Source organism: Rossellomorea sp. NPDC077527, assembly GCF_044542955.1.
Taxonomy (GTDB): Bacteria; Bacillota; Bacilli; order Bacillales; family Bacillaceae_B; genus Rossellomorea; species Rossellomorea aquimaris_E.
The window spans coordinates 246,548-263,403 of the sequence record NZ_JBITVL010000003.1 but is presented as its reverse complement, the minus strand read 5'-3'; the positions used below and the strand labels follow the sequence as shown (position 1 = coordinate 263,403).

Annotated in this window: 14 protein-coding genes; all 14 read left to right on the top strand. The window is 42.3% G+C overall.

Annotated elements, in window-relative coordinates:
- The first annotated feature begins 34 nt into the window (after nt 1–34).
- The 14 genes from ACIGG7_RS11220 to spoVE all read left to right on the top strand — a co-directional run bounded on the left by ACIGG7_RS11220 (nt 35) and on the right by spoVE (nt 16,678).
- Nucleotides 35–1,576, top strand: coding sequence for an acyl-CoA carboxylase subunit beta (locus ACIGG7_RS11220; RefSeq protein WP_397549809.1), 1,542 nt, complete (start codon nt 35–37; stop codon nt 1,574–1,576).
- Between the two features lie 138 nt (nt 1,577–1,714).
- The gene (locus ACIGG7_RS11215) at nt 1,715–2,611 is read left to right on the top strand and encodes a ketopantoate reductase family protein (protein WP_224941219.1); all 897 of its coding nucleotides are present in this window, start codon (nt 1,715–1,717) and stop codon (nt 2,609–2,611) included.
- Between the two features lies 1 nt (nt 2,612).
- Nucleotides 2,613–2,999, top strand: coding sequence for a DUF3397 domain-containing protein (locus ACIGG7_RS11210; RefSeq protein ID WP_224941218.1), 387 nt, complete (start codon nt 2,613–2,615; stop codon nt 2,997–2,999).
- Between the two features lie 87 nt (nt 3,000–3,086).
- Entirely contained in the window at nt 3,087–4,706 is a 1,620-nt protein-coding gene (gene bshC / locus ACIGG7_RS11205; protein WP_397549808.1) for a bacillithiol biosynthesis cysteine-adding enzyme BshC, read from the top strand.
- A 220-nt stretch (nt 4,707–4,926) separates the two neighbouring features.
- Complete coding sequence (gene mraZ / locus ACIGG7_RS11200; RefSeq protein WP_397549807.1) at nt 4,927–5,358, top strand: division/cell wall cluster transcriptional repressor MraZ; 432 nt, start codon at nt 4,927–4,929, stop codon at nt 5,356–5,358.
- A gap of 37 nt (nt 5,359–5,395) precedes the next feature.
- Nucleotides 5,396–6,331 (top strand): 16S rRNA (cytosine(1402)-N(4))-methyltransferase RsmH, encoded by a 936-nt coding sequence (gene rsmH, locus ACIGG7_RS11195; RefSeq protein WP_224941215.1) that lies wholly within the window; start codon nt 5,396–5,398, stop codon nt 6,329–6,331.
- Nucleotides 6,332–6,356: 25 nt separating this feature from the next.
- Nucleotides 6,357–6,725 (top strand): cell division protein FtsL, encoded by a 369-nt coding sequence (ftsL, locus tag ACIGG7_RS11190; RefSeq protein WP_224941214.1) that lies wholly within the window; start codon nt 6,357–6,359, stop codon nt 6,723–6,725.
- Nucleotides 6,725–8,932, top strand: coding sequence for a penicillin-binding protein (locus tag ACIGG7_RS11185; RefSeq protein WP_397549806.1), 2,208 nt, complete (start codon nt 6,725–6,727; stop codon nt 8,930–8,932). The genes ftsL and ACIGG7_RS11185 overlap by 1 nt, the downstream gene beginning before the upstream one ends.
- Before the next feature lie 234 nt (nt 8,933–9,166).
- Nucleotides 9,167–11,083: a stage V sporulation protein D gene (locus tag ACIGG7_RS11180; RefSeq protein WP_224941212.1), complete on the top strand. Its 1,917-nt coding sequence runs from the start codon at nt 9,167–9,169 to the stop codon at nt 11,081–11,083.
- 181 nt (nt 11,084–11,264) lie between these two features.
- A complete protein-coding gene (locus ACIGG7_RS11175) occupies nt 11,265–12,725 on the top strand; it encodes a UDP-N-acetylmuramoyl-L-alanyl-D-glutamate--2,6-diaminopimelate ligase (protein ID WP_397549805.1) in 1,461 nt (486 codons plus the stop codon).
- Nucleotides 12,726–12,727: 2 nt separating this feature from the next.
- Nucleotides 12,728–13,141: a hypothetical protein gene (locus tag ACIGG7_RS11170; protein ID WP_224941210.1), complete on the top strand. Its 414-nt coding sequence runs from the start codon at nt 12,728–12,730 to the stop codon at nt 13,139–13,141.
- A gap of 2 nt (nt 13,142–13,143) precedes the next feature.
- Nucleotides 13,144–14,118 carry a phospho-N-acetylmuramoyl-pentapeptide-transferase gene (mraY, locus tag ACIGG7_RS11165; RefSeq protein ID WP_397549804.1) on the top strand — a complete coding sequence of 325 codons (975 nt, stop codon included), beginning with the start codon at nt 13,144–13,146 and terminating at the stop codon, nt 14,116–14,118.
- A complete protein-coding gene (gene murD / locus ACIGG7_RS11160) occupies nt 14,119–15,471 on the top strand; it encodes a UDP-N-acetylmuramoyl-L-alanine--D-glutamate ligase (RefSeq protein ID WP_397549803.1) in 1,353 nt (450 codons plus the stop codon). It begins immediately after the preceding gene.
- A gap of 106 nt (nt 15,472–15,577) precedes the next feature.
- Nucleotides 15,578–16,678 (top strand): stage V sporulation protein E, encoded by a 1,101-nt coding sequence (gene spoVE, locus ACIGG7_RS11155; protein ID WP_224941207.1) that lies wholly within the window; start codon nt 15,578–15,580, stop codon nt 16,676–16,678.
- Nucleotides 16,679–16,856 lie beyond the last annotated feature (178 nt).

The following is a 16,856-nucleotide window of genomic DNA, read 5'->3' as shown; positions in this document are numbered from 1 at the left end:
CAATACGTTTACATAAAACGACGGAGGGGATAGTATGTCGACATCCAAAACGATCATCAATACTCTTGAGGAAACAAGAGAAAGGATAGCGTCTGGCGGTCAGCCTAAATATCATGAGAAGTTGAAAGAACAGAAAAAAATGTTTGTTCGTGATCGACTTCAACAATTATTTGACAATGGAGATTATCAGGAAGACGGGATGTTTGCGAACAATAAGGCAGATGACTTGCCAGCTGATGGAGTGGTTACAGCAATCGGGAAAGTGGGAGGTCAGACTGTGTGTGTCATGGCCAATGACTCTACTGTGAAGGCCGGCTCCTGGGGTGCAAGGACTGTAGAGAAGATCATCCGAATTCAAGAGACTGCATTGAATTTAAAGGTGCCTATCTTCTATTTAGTGGATTCTGCAGGAGCACGGATCACCGATCAATTGGATATGTTTCCAAATCGACGTGGTGCTGGGAAAATATTTCATAACCAAGTGAAGATGTCTGGGATGGTTCCGCAAGTCTGTATCTTGTTCGGGCCATCTGCCGCAGGTGGGGCATACATTCCTGCATTCTGTGATATCGTCATCATGGTTGATGGAAATGCATCTATGTACCTGGGCTCTCCCCGTATGGCAGAGAAAGTCATCGGTGAGAAAGTGACACTTGAAGAAATGGGTGGAGCAAGGATGCACTGTACCGTCAGTGGCTGCGGGGACCTCCTTGCTGCATCCGAACAGGAAGCGATTGAGGAAGCGAAAAGGTACTTAAGTTATTTCCCGGCAAATTATCAAAACAAGCCGAAAGTGGTGGATGGAGCTGCCCCTAAACATGAAAAATTGTTAGAGGACATCATTCCTGAGCATCAAAACGCCCCATTCAATATGTATGATTGCATTGATACGTTGATTGATGAAGGAAGTTTCTTTGAAATGAAGAAACTATTCGCTCCTGAATTGATCACAGGCTTCGGACGACTGGACGGAAAGGTCGTCGGAATCATTGCGAATCAACCTAAAGTAAAAGGTGGGGTCCTTTTCCATGACTCGGCCGATAAAGGGGCTAAATTCATCCAGCTGTGTGATGCTTTCCACATCCCGTTATTATTCCTTGCAGATGTACCAGGATTCATGATCGGGACCAAAGTGGAAAGAGCAGGAATAATCCGTCATGGTGCCAAGTTGATCGCTGCCATGAGCTCTGCAACGGTAACCAAAATTTCTGTTATCGTCAGAAAGGCTTATGGTGCCGGTTTATATGCCATGGCTGGTCCTGCATTCGACCCGGATGTATGTATTGCTCTTCCAACTGCGCAAATTGCCGTAATGGGTCCGGAAGCTGCGGTGAATGCTGTGTATTCCAATAAGATTCAGGCCATAGAAGATCCAAAAGAAAGAATACAATATGTACAAGAAAAACAAAAAGAATATAAAGAGCATATTGATATTTACAAGTTGGCATCTGAATTAATTGTAGATGAAATCACTGCCCCAAATGAATTACGCTCCGTATTAATTCAACGGTATAGTTTATATGAAACGAAGGATGTTCAATTCAGCGAGAGGAAACATCCTGTTTATCCTGTCTGATCGTGATAATATCAGGGTCCGTTCCTTTGGAACGGGCCCTTTCTTTACCTAAGGGGAATGATTCTTTTAGACTATACGTTTTCTTCATGTGGGAAATTTGGTAAAATGTTCTTAAATGAAGTGGGAGAAGGGGTATTTATGAAAATAGGAATCTTTGGAGGAGGAGCGCTGGGTCTTTTATTTGCCGGTTATTTGGGCCGTTTATTCGATGTCACCCTAATTGTAAGGCGAGACTCTCAGGTCAGCTCGCTGTTAACCAATGGAGTTACTATACATAGAGATGGTTCAACAATCAATACAAAGGTAAAGGCTGTTAAACAAATAGAGGCAAAGCCGGAATATGACCTAGGAATTGTAGCTGTGAAGGAATATGACCTCGCATCACTAGAAAACATTCTTTTGAAATTTCATCCCGATCGTCCCCTTCTATTTGTCCAAAACGGGATAGCTCATGTCGAATGGGTAAAAACATTGCCGCATCGTCATTTGATTGCCGGCTCAGTTGAACATGGGTCCATGAGAGAGAATGATGATACCGTTCATCATTTAGGAGAAGCAGGGACTAATATTGCCTTAATTAGAGGGAATTGGGGTGTGGTAGAAGAAGTAGTATCACAGAGTGCCCATTCATTCCCTTTTTCAATCCAACCCGATTTCGAAAAAATGCTCCTGACCAAACTTTTTATCAATGTTTTGATCAATCCTTTGACTGCCCTCACCGGTGTGGTAAATGGAAGAGTGGTTGAAAATCCGTATTTACATCAAGTACAGAAGGATTTATTCCGTGAGTTACATCTATTGTTTCCTCATATGGAAGGGGTCATATCTTTCGATAAAGTGGTCGAGATCTGCAGGAACACCTATCAAAACAGATCTTCCATGTTAAAGGATATTGAATCAGGAAGAAGAACGGAAATCGAAGCGATACTAGGCGTACTTCTCGACAAAGCAGAAAAGGAACACCATTTTGTACCCAGCATGAATCTACTATACAGATTAGTTAAAGGAATAGAAACAGAAGGTCTGGGGGGATAAAATGGCATCCGTTTTTTCTACGATCATAGCCATTTTCGTTATGATCCCGTTTTTGGGATATTTCATTAGCTTCATTCTTGCTAAGGAAATCATGAAGAGCCATCGGAAAGCGGTCCATATCGCTATCGATATTACCACCTTTCTATTGATCGTCTCGGTTCACTTTATTGTCATAGCCATTTGGCAGACATCTTATCTATGGTTGATTTTCATCGTGATCTGTTCCATCGGGGTCCTGTTTGCGATTATGTATTGGAAGGCGAAGGGAGAAATTAACTACCCAAAAGTATTGAGGGGGTTCTGGCGAGTAAACTTCCTCTTTTTTTTCACAGCCTATATTACACTAATGATCACGGGACTCATCCTTCGCATTATGGAGTTGAATTAATATTTACAGGCAATTTTTTTCCTTTTCCTCATGTGGAATGATATACTCGTCGTTAGGATATTAAGAGCTAGAAAAGGAGTCATTCATATGGAATTGGGAAGCTTAAACATTCCTGCAATCAATCAGTTTGCATCTAAATATTTAAAACAGGAAGAGCCTGTCACTTCTTTTTTTCACTATAACATCAATATGCCTACAGTATATCAAGAACGGATAAAGGACTTACGTTCACGTCAATTCCCAAGAGAAGGGCTGACTGATTGTATCTCCTCTTATATGGAGGGGCTGCCTTCTTCCGGGGAAGTGGAGGAGTCACTCGGGAAGCTGAGGGATAATGCCGTAACGGTAGTGGCCGGTCAGCAGGCGGGCCTCTTGACAGGACCACTCTATACAATACATAAAATTATTTCAGTCATCCAACTGGCGAGGCAGCAAGAAGCCGAACTTAAACAACCTGTTGTACCGGTTTTTTGGATAGCTGGAGAAGATCATGATTATCAGGAAGTGAATCATATATACGTTGAAAAGGGATCGAAACTTGAGAAGGTTGGATATCCTGAGAGGGTATTAGAAAAGAAGATGACCTCACATATAACGTATACAAAGTCAGTGATGAAGAAGTGGATTGATGACATCCTGGCGGCGTTAGGTGAAACAGAATATACAAAGCAGCTAGTGGCGGACCTCAATAAGATGATTGACCAGGAAGAAACGATTGTTCGTTTATTTGCTCATATTGTCATGGGATTGTTTAAAGATTTCGGATTATTAGTCATCGATTCATCTTACCCTGCGCTTAGAAGACTTGAAGGAGAACATTTTCACCATTTGCTGGAGAGCTCGAAACCCATCACAGATGCTGTCCTGGAACAACAGAGAATCATACGGGAAAGTGGGTTCAGCACTCAATTGGACATATCCCCCACTGCTGCAAATCTATTCCTCCAAATTCAAAACGAAAGAGCGTTGCTCGAGCGAGAGGGGGATCTGTTTTTTGAGAAGAATAGTGGGAAAACATTTTCTACCTCTGAGTTGTTATCCATTTTGGAAAAGAGTCCTGAATCATTCAGCAATAATGTCGTGACAAGGCCGCTGATGCAGGAATGGTTATTCCCTAACCTTGCATTCGTTGCAGGACCCGGGGAAATTGCATACTGGGGGGAATTGAAAAGAGCATTTGAATATGTAAATTTAAAAATGCCTCCAGTTGTGCCCCGGTTAAACATCACCATCATGGAGAGAGAGGTCCATAAGAGGATTCAGGAACTTCAGTTATCCCTTCAAGGAGTCATTACAGAGGGTGTTGAAGCAGCGAGGGATGCCTTTTGGAAGTCTCTCGAACAACCGGAATTAGAAATGGAAATGAAAGATATCCAGAATGATCTCCTAAGGAAATATAAGAGAATTAGGGAACAATCTGTTTCGATCGATAAAGGGTTGGCTCCTATTATTGATAAGAACCTTGAATTTCATCTCAGTCAATTCGATTACCTGCGCAATAAGCTGGATAAAGCATTGAAAGATAAACATTCATTGATATTCGATCAATTTAAGAAAGTGGAAAACAGTATCAGACCAAACGAGGGACCACAGGAAAGGACCTGGAATGTACTCTATTTTTTAAATAAGTACGGTCCCACTTTCGTAAGAGACCTTACTCTTCAAGAGTTTACGTTTGATGGAACTCATAAAGTGATATATGTCTGACTGCCCAAAAATAAAAAAGGACCCGATTCGTTAGGAAGTGCGAATTGGGTCCTTTTTCTGTTGTAAACAGACAAATTTCTCTTAGTGAAATTTGTCTGGAAAAGCGGGAAAAAGACTAATGAAAAAAAGAGGGAATATTTTGCAAGGAAAGAATATAGAAAAGAGTGGAGAAAAGTGGGGGGATGTGGTACATTTGTGTTAGAAAGTGGGGGCAGTGCATATGTTCATGGGCGAATATCAACATAATATTGATAATAAAGGCCGTTTAATCGTACCTGCCAAGTTCCGTGATCACCTTGGAGATTCATTTGTCATCACTAGAGGGCTTGATCAGTGTTTATTTGGTTATCCCATGGATGAATGGCGTTCCCTTGAGGAAAAGCTTAAAGCCCTGCCACTTACAAAGAAAGATGCCCGAGCCTTCACTCGTTTTTTCTTCTCAGGGGCAACCGAGAGCGAACTGGATAAAACGGGCAGGGTTAATATTCCTGCTTCACTTGTGAATTATGCCCAATTGGATAAAGAATGCATTATTTTAGGAGTTTCCAATCGAATTGAGATTTGGAGTAAATCATTATGGGAAGACTATTTTACACAATCTGAAGATTCATTTGCTGAGCTTGCAGAGAATATGGTAGGGTTTGATATCTAACCCCCACAAAACGTTCGATTGGAAAGGTGAAGTCAACATGTTTAAACATACAACTGTATTATTAAAGGAAACGGTAGATGGCTTGGATATAAAGAAAGATGGAGTATATGTGGATTGCACGTTGGGTGGAGCAGGTCATAGTGAATACCTGGTCAGTCAGCTATCAAAAGACGGACATCTATATTGCTTCGATCAAGATGAAACAGCCATTAACCATGCTAAAGAAAAACTTTCATCCTATCAGGACAGGGTTACATTTGTTCAATCAAATTTCCGAAATATCAAGGAAGAACTTGAAGAACTCGGAGTACATAGTGTGGATGGGATTTTATACGATCTTGGTGTGTCATCTCCTCAACTGGATACTCCAGAAAGAGGCTTTAGTTATCACCATGATGCGCCTCTCGACATGAGGATGGACTTAGAAGGGGAAGTAAGTGCTTATGATGTCGTCAACCATTGGTCGTTTGAAGATCTTGTTAGAATCTTTTATCGGTACGGTGAAGAAAAGTTTTCCAAGCAAATTGCCAGGAAAATTGAAGCGGCACGTGAAGTAAAAGCAATCGAAACCACAGGTGAACTAGTGGAACTGATCAAGGAAGGGATCCCTGCCCCTGCAAGACGAAAGGGAGGGCACCCAGCCAAGAGGGTCTTTCAAGCGATTCGTATTGCCGTGAATGATGAGCTTGGAGCCTTCGAAGATTCTTTGGAGCAAGCCATTGGACTTCTGAATAAGGGTGGAAGGGTGAGTGTTATTACGTTCCATTCGTTAGAAGACCGGATTTGTAAGACAATGTTCAAAGAAAAAGCTTCTGGGCCAGATTTACCTCCTGGATTACCTATCATTCCAGAAGGATATGAAGCTGAACTTAAGCTGGTAACAAGAAAACCGATCCTGCCAAGCGAGGAAGAGCTTGATGAAAATAATCGAGCAAGGTCGGCTAAACTGAGAATCGCAGAAAAAAATATATAAAAAGAAGGAAATAGGAGGGAGAATTTTGAGTAACTTAGCCAGAAATTACGAGCAGCAAAAAGTTGAGAAATCTTATCAATCCGTTCAAGCCAAGCCTAAAGCGTTAAGAGAGGAAAGAAGGTCCGGCATCACTCCGGGTGAGAAAATCCTTGTAGCCATCTTTGCAATGGTATTTTGTTTCCTTGCCGTTCAAATCGTATCGACACAGGCAGCCATCTATGATGTGAACAAAGAGGTTCAGCACGTTGAAACCACTATTGAAAAACAGGAAAAAGCTAATAATGACCTGAAACTTCAAGTGAGTGAACTGAGTACGTATGAACGTATTCTTGAAAAGGCAAAAGAACTTGGACTTAACTTGAAAGATAAGAATGTTAAGGTTGTTGAACAATAATGAAAAAAAGACCTAGTATGAACATAGGGGCAGCCATCCTTTTCGGGATTTTCGGCTTGCTCTTTTTTGTATTAATGGTTCGCTTTGTCACCATTCAGGTCACTGGGGAAGCTGAAGGGAAAGTACTGGCATCACAGGCAGCAAAAAAATATATTAAGAGTCATATTTTAGAAGCGCACAGAGGCACGATTTTTGATGGAAAGGGTGAGGCAATCGCGGAGGATACCTCCGCCTATACTTTGGTTGCAATATTGGATCCAAGCATCACAAGTGATCCAAAAAAGCCGAAGCATGTCACAGATCCTGAAAAAACGGCCAAGGTTCTCGCTGATCACCTAGATATGAATGAAAATGAGATTTATAAACGCTTAACCAAAAAAGGTTCGAACAATAAATCCCCTTATCAAGTGGAATTCGGTGCAGCAGGAAGAGATCTATCCCATCAGATGATGCTTGAAATTAAAGAAGAGGATCTTCCGGGTGTTACGTTCAGAAAGGAAGCGAAGCGATTCTATCCTAACGGTTCATTTGCTTCTCATCTCATCGGATTTGCACAAAAAACAACCGATGAAGATGGGGATTCCACTACAATCGGAAAAATGGGTGTAGAAGCAAGCTTTGACGATGTGCTGAAGGGTAAGGATGGCTCTGTCTCGTATAAAAGTGATGTATGGGGTTACCTATTACCTAATGCAGATGAACATGTCACTCCTCCTGAAGATGGGGACGACATCTATCTGACAATCGATAAGAAAATCCAAACATTCCTTGAAGAGGCAATGAATGAAGTTCAAAAAAAGTACAAGCCGAAGAAAATGTTTGCTATAGTTTCTGATCCTAAGACAGGGAAGATTCTGGCGATGTCCCAAAGACCTACCTTTCATCCGGATACAAGAGAGGGGCTCTTGGATAACTGGACCAACATCATTGTAGAGGATACCTATGAACCGGGTTCTACAATGAAGTCCTTTTCTCTGGCTGCAGCGGTGAATGAAGGGAAATTCAACCCAAATGAAACATACGAATCAGGAAAGTTCTATGTGGAAAATGTTCCGAACCCGATTCGTGATCACAATGGTGGAGAAGGATGGGGGACGATCACGTACTTGGAGGGAGTTCAAAGATCTTCAAACGTTGCGTTCGCCAATCTATTAGATAAAATCGGATTTAAAAAATATGAGAATTATTTACATGAATTCGGTTTTGGTGAGGCTACGGATGTAGGATTACCTAACGAGGCATCGGGCTCGATTCTCTATCATTATCCGATAGAGAAGTACACAACCATCTTCGGTCAGGGGACTACTGTCACACCACTCCAAATGATACAGGCAGAGTCAGCTATTGCGAATGACGGCAAAATGATGAAACCATATATTATCTCCAAGATCGTTGATCCGAATTCGAAGAAAGTGATTAAGGAGACGAAGCCCGAAGTGTCAGGAAGCCCCATTTCGAAAGAAACAGCCGAAAAAACGAGGGAATACCTGGAGACGACTGTCACATCTGAACACGGTACTGGGCAGAGGTTTGCAATAGAAGGGTATCGCGTTGGTGGTAAATCAGGATCGGGTCAGATACCCGATCCCGAAAATGGGCGATATATGGTGGGTAAAGAGAATTATCTCTTCTCCTTCATGGGGATGGCTCCCATCGATGATCCTCAACTGATTGTATATGTGGGGGTTCAACAGCCTGAATTGGAACCGACTGAAATCGGCTCTGATCCGGTATCTGCGGTCTTCAATCCTGTTATGCAGAATAGCTTGAAATACTTAAATATTAAACCACAGGAAAAAGTGAGCCTGAAAAAACAGTCTCTACCTGAAACAAGAGATATGAGCGTAGAAGAGGCGAAAAAAGAGCTGGAAAAAGCAGGGGTTACCCCGATCGTCGTCGGGAATGGGTCCCGAGTGGTCAAGCAACTTCCTCAAGGTGGAGATGCCATTCTTGAAGGGGAAAGGGTTGTGATTAAAACCGACGGGGATATGACCCTCCCGAATTTGAAAGGCTGGTCCGTAAGAGATGTCTTTAAGGTAGCCAATATCGCAGGTCTGAAGATTAATATGGTTGGAAATGGTTATGCCGTCAGCCAAAATATCCAGCCTGGGGAAAAGGTGAAAAAAGATGAGCCCCTTGTCGTCAACTTCAAAACCCCTGAAGAGGCAGCGGTACCTGAAGCTGATGAAGAACAGCCTTTAAACTAACAAAAAGGATGACTATTGAATGAGACACCTTTCCCCCTGTGCCAGCATCATAGGAAACAGGCATAGGATTGGAAGGGTCTCAGCGTGGTCACCTTTTTTATTTTGCTCACTCCTCGCTATTATTACGCTTATACATATTGATTCCTGACATCATCTGTCTTTCAATGATTTCAAACATACCCCAATAAGTCCAAGCATATAATGGAACGAGCCATAGAAGGGGAGGTTCCATTTGTGAAAAGAGTATCGAATGTAACGGTAAGAAAGAGATTAGCTGTAGCGCTTGTAGTAGGAGTCCTCATATTCTCCATCATAGATATCAGGCTGGGGTATGTTCAGTTTTTTAAAGGGGACTGGCTTACCGGATTAGCGAAAGACTCCTGGAGTCGAAATATACCATTTCAACCTGAACGTGGAAAGATTGTAGACCGAAATGGAGTGGAACTCGCTGGAAATCAGAGTGCGCCAACAATATTTGTCGTTCCACGACAAATCACCGATCCTCAGGGAACAGCAGATAAACTGGCTGCCGTTCTTAATATTTCGGTAGAATCTGCATATAAATATGTAACACAGAAAGCCAATATGGTGTTGATAAAGGAAGCAAGAAAAATTTCATACGAAAAAGCGAAAGAAGTAAGGGACTTGAATTTAAAGGGTGTTTATTTAGGGGAGGATTCTAAGCGTTATTATCCGTATGGAAGCTATTTATCCCATGTTCTCGGGTTTGCGGGGATTGATAATCAGGGGCTGATGGGTCTTGAACTTTCATATGACGAAGAGCTTAGTGGAGATAAAGGGTATGTGAAATTTTTTTCTGATGCCAAGGGGAAGAGAATGCCCGATATGGCGGATGATTTTGAAAAACCACAAAATGGATTGGATTTAAAGTTGACGATTGATACCAAAGTACAAACAATCGTAGAACGTGAGTTGGATATCGCTGAGGCTACGTATAATCCAGATGGTATCATAGCGATTGCCATGAATCCAAAGAATGGTGAAATACTGGCCATGTCGAGCCGGCCGACATTTGATCCTGCGAACTTCCGCAATGTACCTCAGGAGATATATAACCGTAATTTACCGATTTGGAGTACGTATGAACCTGGGTCCACGTTCAAGATTATCACGCTTGCCGCGGCCCTGGAAGAAAAGAAAGTGGACCTTTATAAAGAAACATTTCATGATCCTGGTCACATAGAGGTGGCGGGTTCGACCCTTCATTGCTGGAAACGGGGAGGACACGGGACACAAACGTTCCTGGAAGTCGTACAGAACTCTTGTAACCCTGGTTTTGTTGAATTGGGTCAGAGGTTAGGGAAAGAGAAATTATTCGATTATATCCATGATTTTGGATTTGGAGAAAAGACTGGCATCGATCTGCAAGGTGAAGGTAAGGGTATCCTGTTCAACCTTGACCGTGTCGGTCCCGTGGAGCAGGCGACGACCGCATTTGGCCAAGGTGTTGCCGTTACTCCTATTCAGCAGGTTGCAGCTGTTTCTGCAGCAGTCAACGGAGGAGTATTGTATCAGCCTTATATTGCAAAAGAGCTGATTGACCCTTCTACAGGAGAAGTAGTCATGAGAAAGACCCCTCAAATCAAGAAAAGGGTCATATCTGAAGAGACATCCAAGCAGATTCGGGATGCGTTGGAAAGTGTCGTTGCGAAAGGCAGCGGTAAGAAAGCTTATGTAGACGGTTACCGGGTAGGCGGAAAAACAGGGACAGCTCAAAAAGCAAAGGATGGTAAATACCTCGAAAACAATCATATCGTTTCATTTATGGGAGTCGCACCAATGGATGATCCTGAAATAGTCGTATATGTTGCGGTTGATAATCCAAAGGGTACAATTCAATTCGGTGGGGTCGTTGCTGCCCCTATCGGTGGAAGCATTATTGGTGATAGTTTAGAAGCAATGGGTGTACCGAAGCGTAAAGGTCAAATTGAAAAAGAATTGACTTGGACTGACACTCCAATGATTGAAACCCCTGACTTGATTGGATTAACGAAGAATGAACTTCAGGAACAACTTGTGGATCTCAACTTGGACGTAAGTGGAAGTGGAGAAAAGGTGGTAAGCCAATCTCCTGACCCGGGGGTGAAAGTGAAACAAGGATCTAAAGTGAGGGTATATTTATCTGAGTAAACACAATAGGGAAAACTTCTTTAAAAATATTTCATGGTATACTTATTATTTTGATAAGCAACGTGAAGAACCGGACGGAATGGAAAAAGATATCGAACTAAGTTAAAAGGTTGATAGCTTTCACACGTATTTTTTTGTAAAATATAAAAAGGTTGCTTTCTACCTGTGAGGAGTTGAAAAGATGAGATTGCACACTTTGCTGGAAGTACTACCGTTTTTCTCAGTACAGGGTGAAGGGAATCCAGCTATTTCAAACATCGCGAACCACCATAAGAAAGTGAAGAGTGGAGATTTATTTATCTGTATCAACGGGTTAGAGATTGATAGTCATTCTCTTGCAGGAGTAGCTGAAAGAAATGGTGCAGCAGCCATTCTCGCAGAGAGGACTTTAGAAGTAGACATTCCCGTGATTGTTGTTCCTGATACGAAGAAAGCGATGGCCATTCTGGCAGACTATTTCTATAAACAGCCCTCTCACCAGCTTTTTCTCGTCGGAGTGACGGGAACGAATGGGAAAACAACAACAACCCTTCTCATTGATCAGGTTTTTACTCAAAGTGGAATGAAAACTGGATTAATTGGGACCATGCACATTAAAGTGGGGGATGAATTACAAGTCAGCCACAATACGACCCCTGACAGTTTAACCCTTCAACAGACCTTTAGGAGTTTTTGTGATAAAGGGGTGCGTTCAGCCATCATGGAGGTTTCTTCCCATGCCTTGGATCAAGGGCGTGTACACGGATGCGACTACGATATCGCCGTGTTTACAAACCTGACTCAGGATCACCTGGATTACCATAAGACCATGGATAATTATCGTAATGCAAAAGGCTTATTGTTTTCTCAATTAGGGAATACTTATTTTAAAAAATCCCCTAAATATGCCATTATTAATAAGGATGACGAAGCAGCTGACTATTTCATCAAGTCTACAGCCGCCCATGTAGTTACATACGGTCTGTCTCCTTCAGCTGACTTCCATGCGAAAGATTTGATTCTTGGTGCAACAGAGACCCAGTTCACTCTCGTGTCCCCTTTCGGAGAACAAAAGATGGTCTTAAAATTAGCGGGGCAATTTAATGTATACAATGCTCTTGCAGCCATTGCGACAGCTTTTGCGGCAGGAATCCCAATCGAAGAGAGTATAGGGAGCCTGGAAAAGGCAAAAGGGGTCAGGGGACGATTTGAAACGATTTCTGAAGGGCAGCCATTTTCTGTCATCGTTGACTACGCCCATACACCTGATGGTTTGAAGAATGTACTGGAAACCATCCAGACCATTGTTGCAGGCAAGGTGATAGTAGTGGTCGGTTGCGGTGGGGACAGAGATAGGATCAAGAGGCCGATCATGGCGGAGATCGCCTGTGATTACGGTGATTATGCTATTTTCACCTCTGATAATCCAAGGACCGAGGATCCGGTTGGCATCTTGAAAGATATGGAGTCGGGTGTCTTTGGTAAACAGTATCAACTGATCGTCGACCGTAAAGAAGCAATCAAAGTAGCTTTGAATAGGGCACAACCTGGAGATGTGGTGTTGATTGCCGGGAAGGGTCATGAGACCTATCAGATCATAGGGAATAATGTATACGATTTTGATGACCGGGAAGTGGCAAGACACTTCATCAAGGGAATGTAGAAATGCTCCTATATGATGATGTAAAGAAATTGTTTCCCGATGCAAAAGGAATTTATCTGCCCGGCTATACGTTTTTAGTAGTTTCAAATTCAACTAGTATGAGGATGGAGAAGGGACTATATGTCCCTTTTGGTGATAAAATCGATCTTTTCAAAAGTATTGAAATGGGGGCAATCGCTTCACTATGGCCAAATAGTGAACAAGTGCCCTCCTTTGTTCCAAATCACTTTCCGTTATTTATGGTTGAAGATGTGTACTTGGCCTATGTAGACTTACAAGAGAATTACAAACAAAATTACAATCAAGAAAAGTGGGAAATTATGACGAAGTTTATTTATATCAATGAACCTGAAAAACATCAAACAGTGGAGAACGGATCTGCTATGAAACAAAAAAGAGAAAAAGGAGGGGAATAACCATGATGGAACAAGTGATCTTATTTACGATTATAATGGCATTTTTAATAACCGTATTGCTTGCACCTCTATTTATTCCTTTCCTCAGAAGGTTGAAGTTTGGACAAAGCATCCGGGATGAAGGTCCACAATCGCATCAGAAAAAGACTGGAACCCCTACCATGGGTGGGATTGTGTTCCTGCTCTCCATTGTCATTACAACATTTGTTATGACAGGGAAATATTCAGAGCCGGGTCCTGAAACATATTTAATGATCCTGGTGACAGTTGGTTTTGGCTTATTGGGATTCCTGGACGACTTTATCAAGGTCGTGATGAAAAGGAATTTAGGTTTGACATCCAAGCAGAAACTCCTTGGACAGATCGTCATATCGGTCATTTTTTACCTTATTTACACTCAGAATGACTTTCCGACTTCGGTATCGATACCGCTAACGGATCTTTCATTTGAACTGGGTTGGTTTTACTGCTTATTTATCATCTTCTGGCTGGTCGGATTTTCAAATGCAGTCAACTTGACGGATGGGCTTGATGGACTGGTATCCGGCACGAGTGCCATCGCCTTTGGTGCGTTGGCTGTCCTTGCATGGAGCCAATCACAGTATGATGTAGCCATATTTGGGGTGGCGGTAGTAGGTGCAGTACTCGGTTTTCTCGTTTTCAATGCCCATCCTGCCAAAGTGTTCATGGGGGACACTGGATCGCTGGCTCTCGGAGGTGCGATTGCCACGATTGCCATTTTAACCAAACTTGAAATTATCCTAATCCTGATTGGAGGGGTTTTCGTCATCGAGACTCTTTCCGTCATCTTACAGGTTGCCAGCTTCAAAACAACCGGAAAACGAATTTTTAAAATGAGTCCTTTACACCATCATTACGAGTTAGTAGGATGGTCAGAATGGCGAGTAGTCGTTACATTTTGGACTGTAGGACTACTTTTTGCTGTATTAGGAATCTATATTGAGGTGTGGTTATAAGTGAAAAAAATAACAAAATTCAAACATAAAAAAGTACTGGTATTAGGCCTGGCAAAAAGCGGGGTAAGTGCTGCCTCTCTCCTACATAAACTGGAAGCATTTGTTACGGTGAATGATCAAAAGCCTTTGTCTGAAAACCCTGAGGCTCAGGGGCTTCTTCAGGAAGGGATTAAAGTAATTTGTGGCAGCCATCCCATTGAGCTTTTAGATGAAGGTTTTCAATATGTGATAAAAAATCCTGGGATTCCCTATCACAACCCATTGATTCAAAAAGCAATCGAAAAGAATATTCCAGTCTTGACGGAAGTAGAGCTCGCCTATTTGATTTCCGAGGCAGAAATGATTGGAATCACAGGAACAAATGGAAAAACGACGACAACCACTCTTCTGTTCGAGATGTTGAAAGAGGACAACCAAAAGCCTTTGATTGCGGGGAATATTGGAACTGTTGCTTCTGAGGTAGCACAGAATGCAAAGGAAGATGAGAAAATGGTCGTCGAGCTCTCATCTTTCCAACTGATGGGAATTGAAGAGTTTGCTCCTCACGTCGCCATTATAACCAACTTGTATGATGCTCATCTGGATTATCATGGGGATTTATCAGAGTATTGGAGAGCGAAATCCAATATCACAAAAAACCAAACAGAAAAGGATTATCTGATCATCAATGGTGACCAAGATCATGTTCAGGAAGCAGTCAGCTTTACAAAAGCCCGGGTCATTCTCTTTTCAACACAAAAAGAGGTTCGGGACGGAGCCCATATCAAGGATGGTGCGATTTATTTCAAGGATGACAGAGTCGTTGAATTAGACTCAATCGTCCTGCCTGGAGAGCATAATCTTGAAAATATCTTATGTGCTGTTGCAGCCTGTAAGATTTATGGTGTATCCAACAACAGCATCCAGAAGGTATTGAGTACTTTCGGTGGAGTGAAACACCGCACTCAATTTGTACGGGAACTAAATGGAGTTAAATACTACAATGATTCGAAGGCAACGAACAGCTTGGCAACGAAGAGCGCCCTTAAGGCATTTGACTCTCCTACTATCCTGCTTGCAGGAGGTTTGGATCGTGGAAATGAGTTTGATGACCTGATTCCATTTCTGTCCAAAGTGAAGACGTTGATTACATTTGGAGAAACGTCACCGAAGCTTGTGAAAACAGGGGAAAAGGCAGGGATACAAACCATCATTCCTGTCGATAATGTTGAGGAAGCGGTTCCGGTCGCATTTAAGAACGCTGAAGAAGGGGACGTAATATTATTGTCTCCTGCGTGTGCGAGCTGGGATCAATATCGAACTTTTGAACAACGTGGTGACATTTTTATTGAAGCCGTGCATAAGCTTAAATAAGGGCTTGTCCAGATAGAGCATCCATACCAGCGCAGCCAGTCATTCAGGGATAAACGATTTTCTATGCTCGAACGGCTCTAAATTTGTCTATTCGAGGTGTTTAGCATTGCCTTTAAAAAAATCGACTCCCGATTTTATTCTCATTATGGTCACCCTCACATTACTTGCCATTGGACTGGTCATGGTTTACAGTGCAAGTGCAGTATGGGCGGATTACAAATTCGATGATTCCTTTTTCTTTGCAAAAAGGCAGGTTTTATTTGCCGGTGTAGGATTATTTGCCATGTTCTTCATCATGAATGTAGAGTACTGGACATGGAGAAAATGGTCAAAAATCATTATCATCGTTTGTTTCGTCCTTCTTGTCCTCGTGCTGGTCCCCGGTATTGGGGTATTGAGAAACGGTTCGAGGAGCTGGATTGGCGTCGGTGCCTTTTCCATTCAGCCTTCAGAATTCATGAAGCTTGCCATGATTGCTTTTCTTGCAAAATATTTATCTGAAAATCAAAAGTACATCACTTCTTTTAGAAAAGGGGTCCTGCCCGCACTCTTGCTCGTGTTTACAGCTTTTGGAATGATCATGTTGCAGCCTGATTTGGGAACGGGTACCGTAATGGTTGGGACATCCGTTGTGATGATTTTTATATCAGGAGCTAGAATTAAGCATTTCGTAGGTTTAGGAATGATTGGTTTGTTGGGGTTTGTTGGTCTGGTTATATCTGCACCATACAGGATTAAACGGATCACCTCCTTTTTAGATCCATGGCAGGACCCACTAAATAGTGGATTTCAAATCATTCAGTCACTATATGCGATAGGGCCGGGTGGGTTATTCGGACTAGGCCTGGGACAGAGCAGACAGAAGTTCTTTTACCTGCCGGAGCCGCAAAATGACTTTATATTTGCCATATTGGCAGAAGAACTCGGTTTTATTGGTGGGACCCTGGTCCTAATATTGTTTTCATTGATCTTGTGGAGGGGTATCCGGATTGCGCTGGGGGCACCAGATCTATTTGGAAGCTTTCTTGCATTAGGGATCGTTTCCATGATTGCGATTCAAGTAATGATCAATGTAGGGGTTGTGACAGGGCTGATGCCAGTTACAGGGATTACACTGCCATTTTTGAGCTACGGCGGATCTTCTTTAACCCTGATGCTTATGGCTGTAGGAGTACTGTTGAATATTAGTCGTTATACAAGGAATTAACCATGTAATGTTAGAGATCGATGAGAGAAAAGCTGATGCAAGTGGAGGATGAATCTTGAAAATCATTCCTGAACCACTATCACCTCTTTTCTTTCGTCGTTCTCTTTTTTTTTATCGCTTCTTTCGCAAAAATTGTTGTTATACTTGCACAGACAATGGTTTGCAAAAGCTCTGTCAA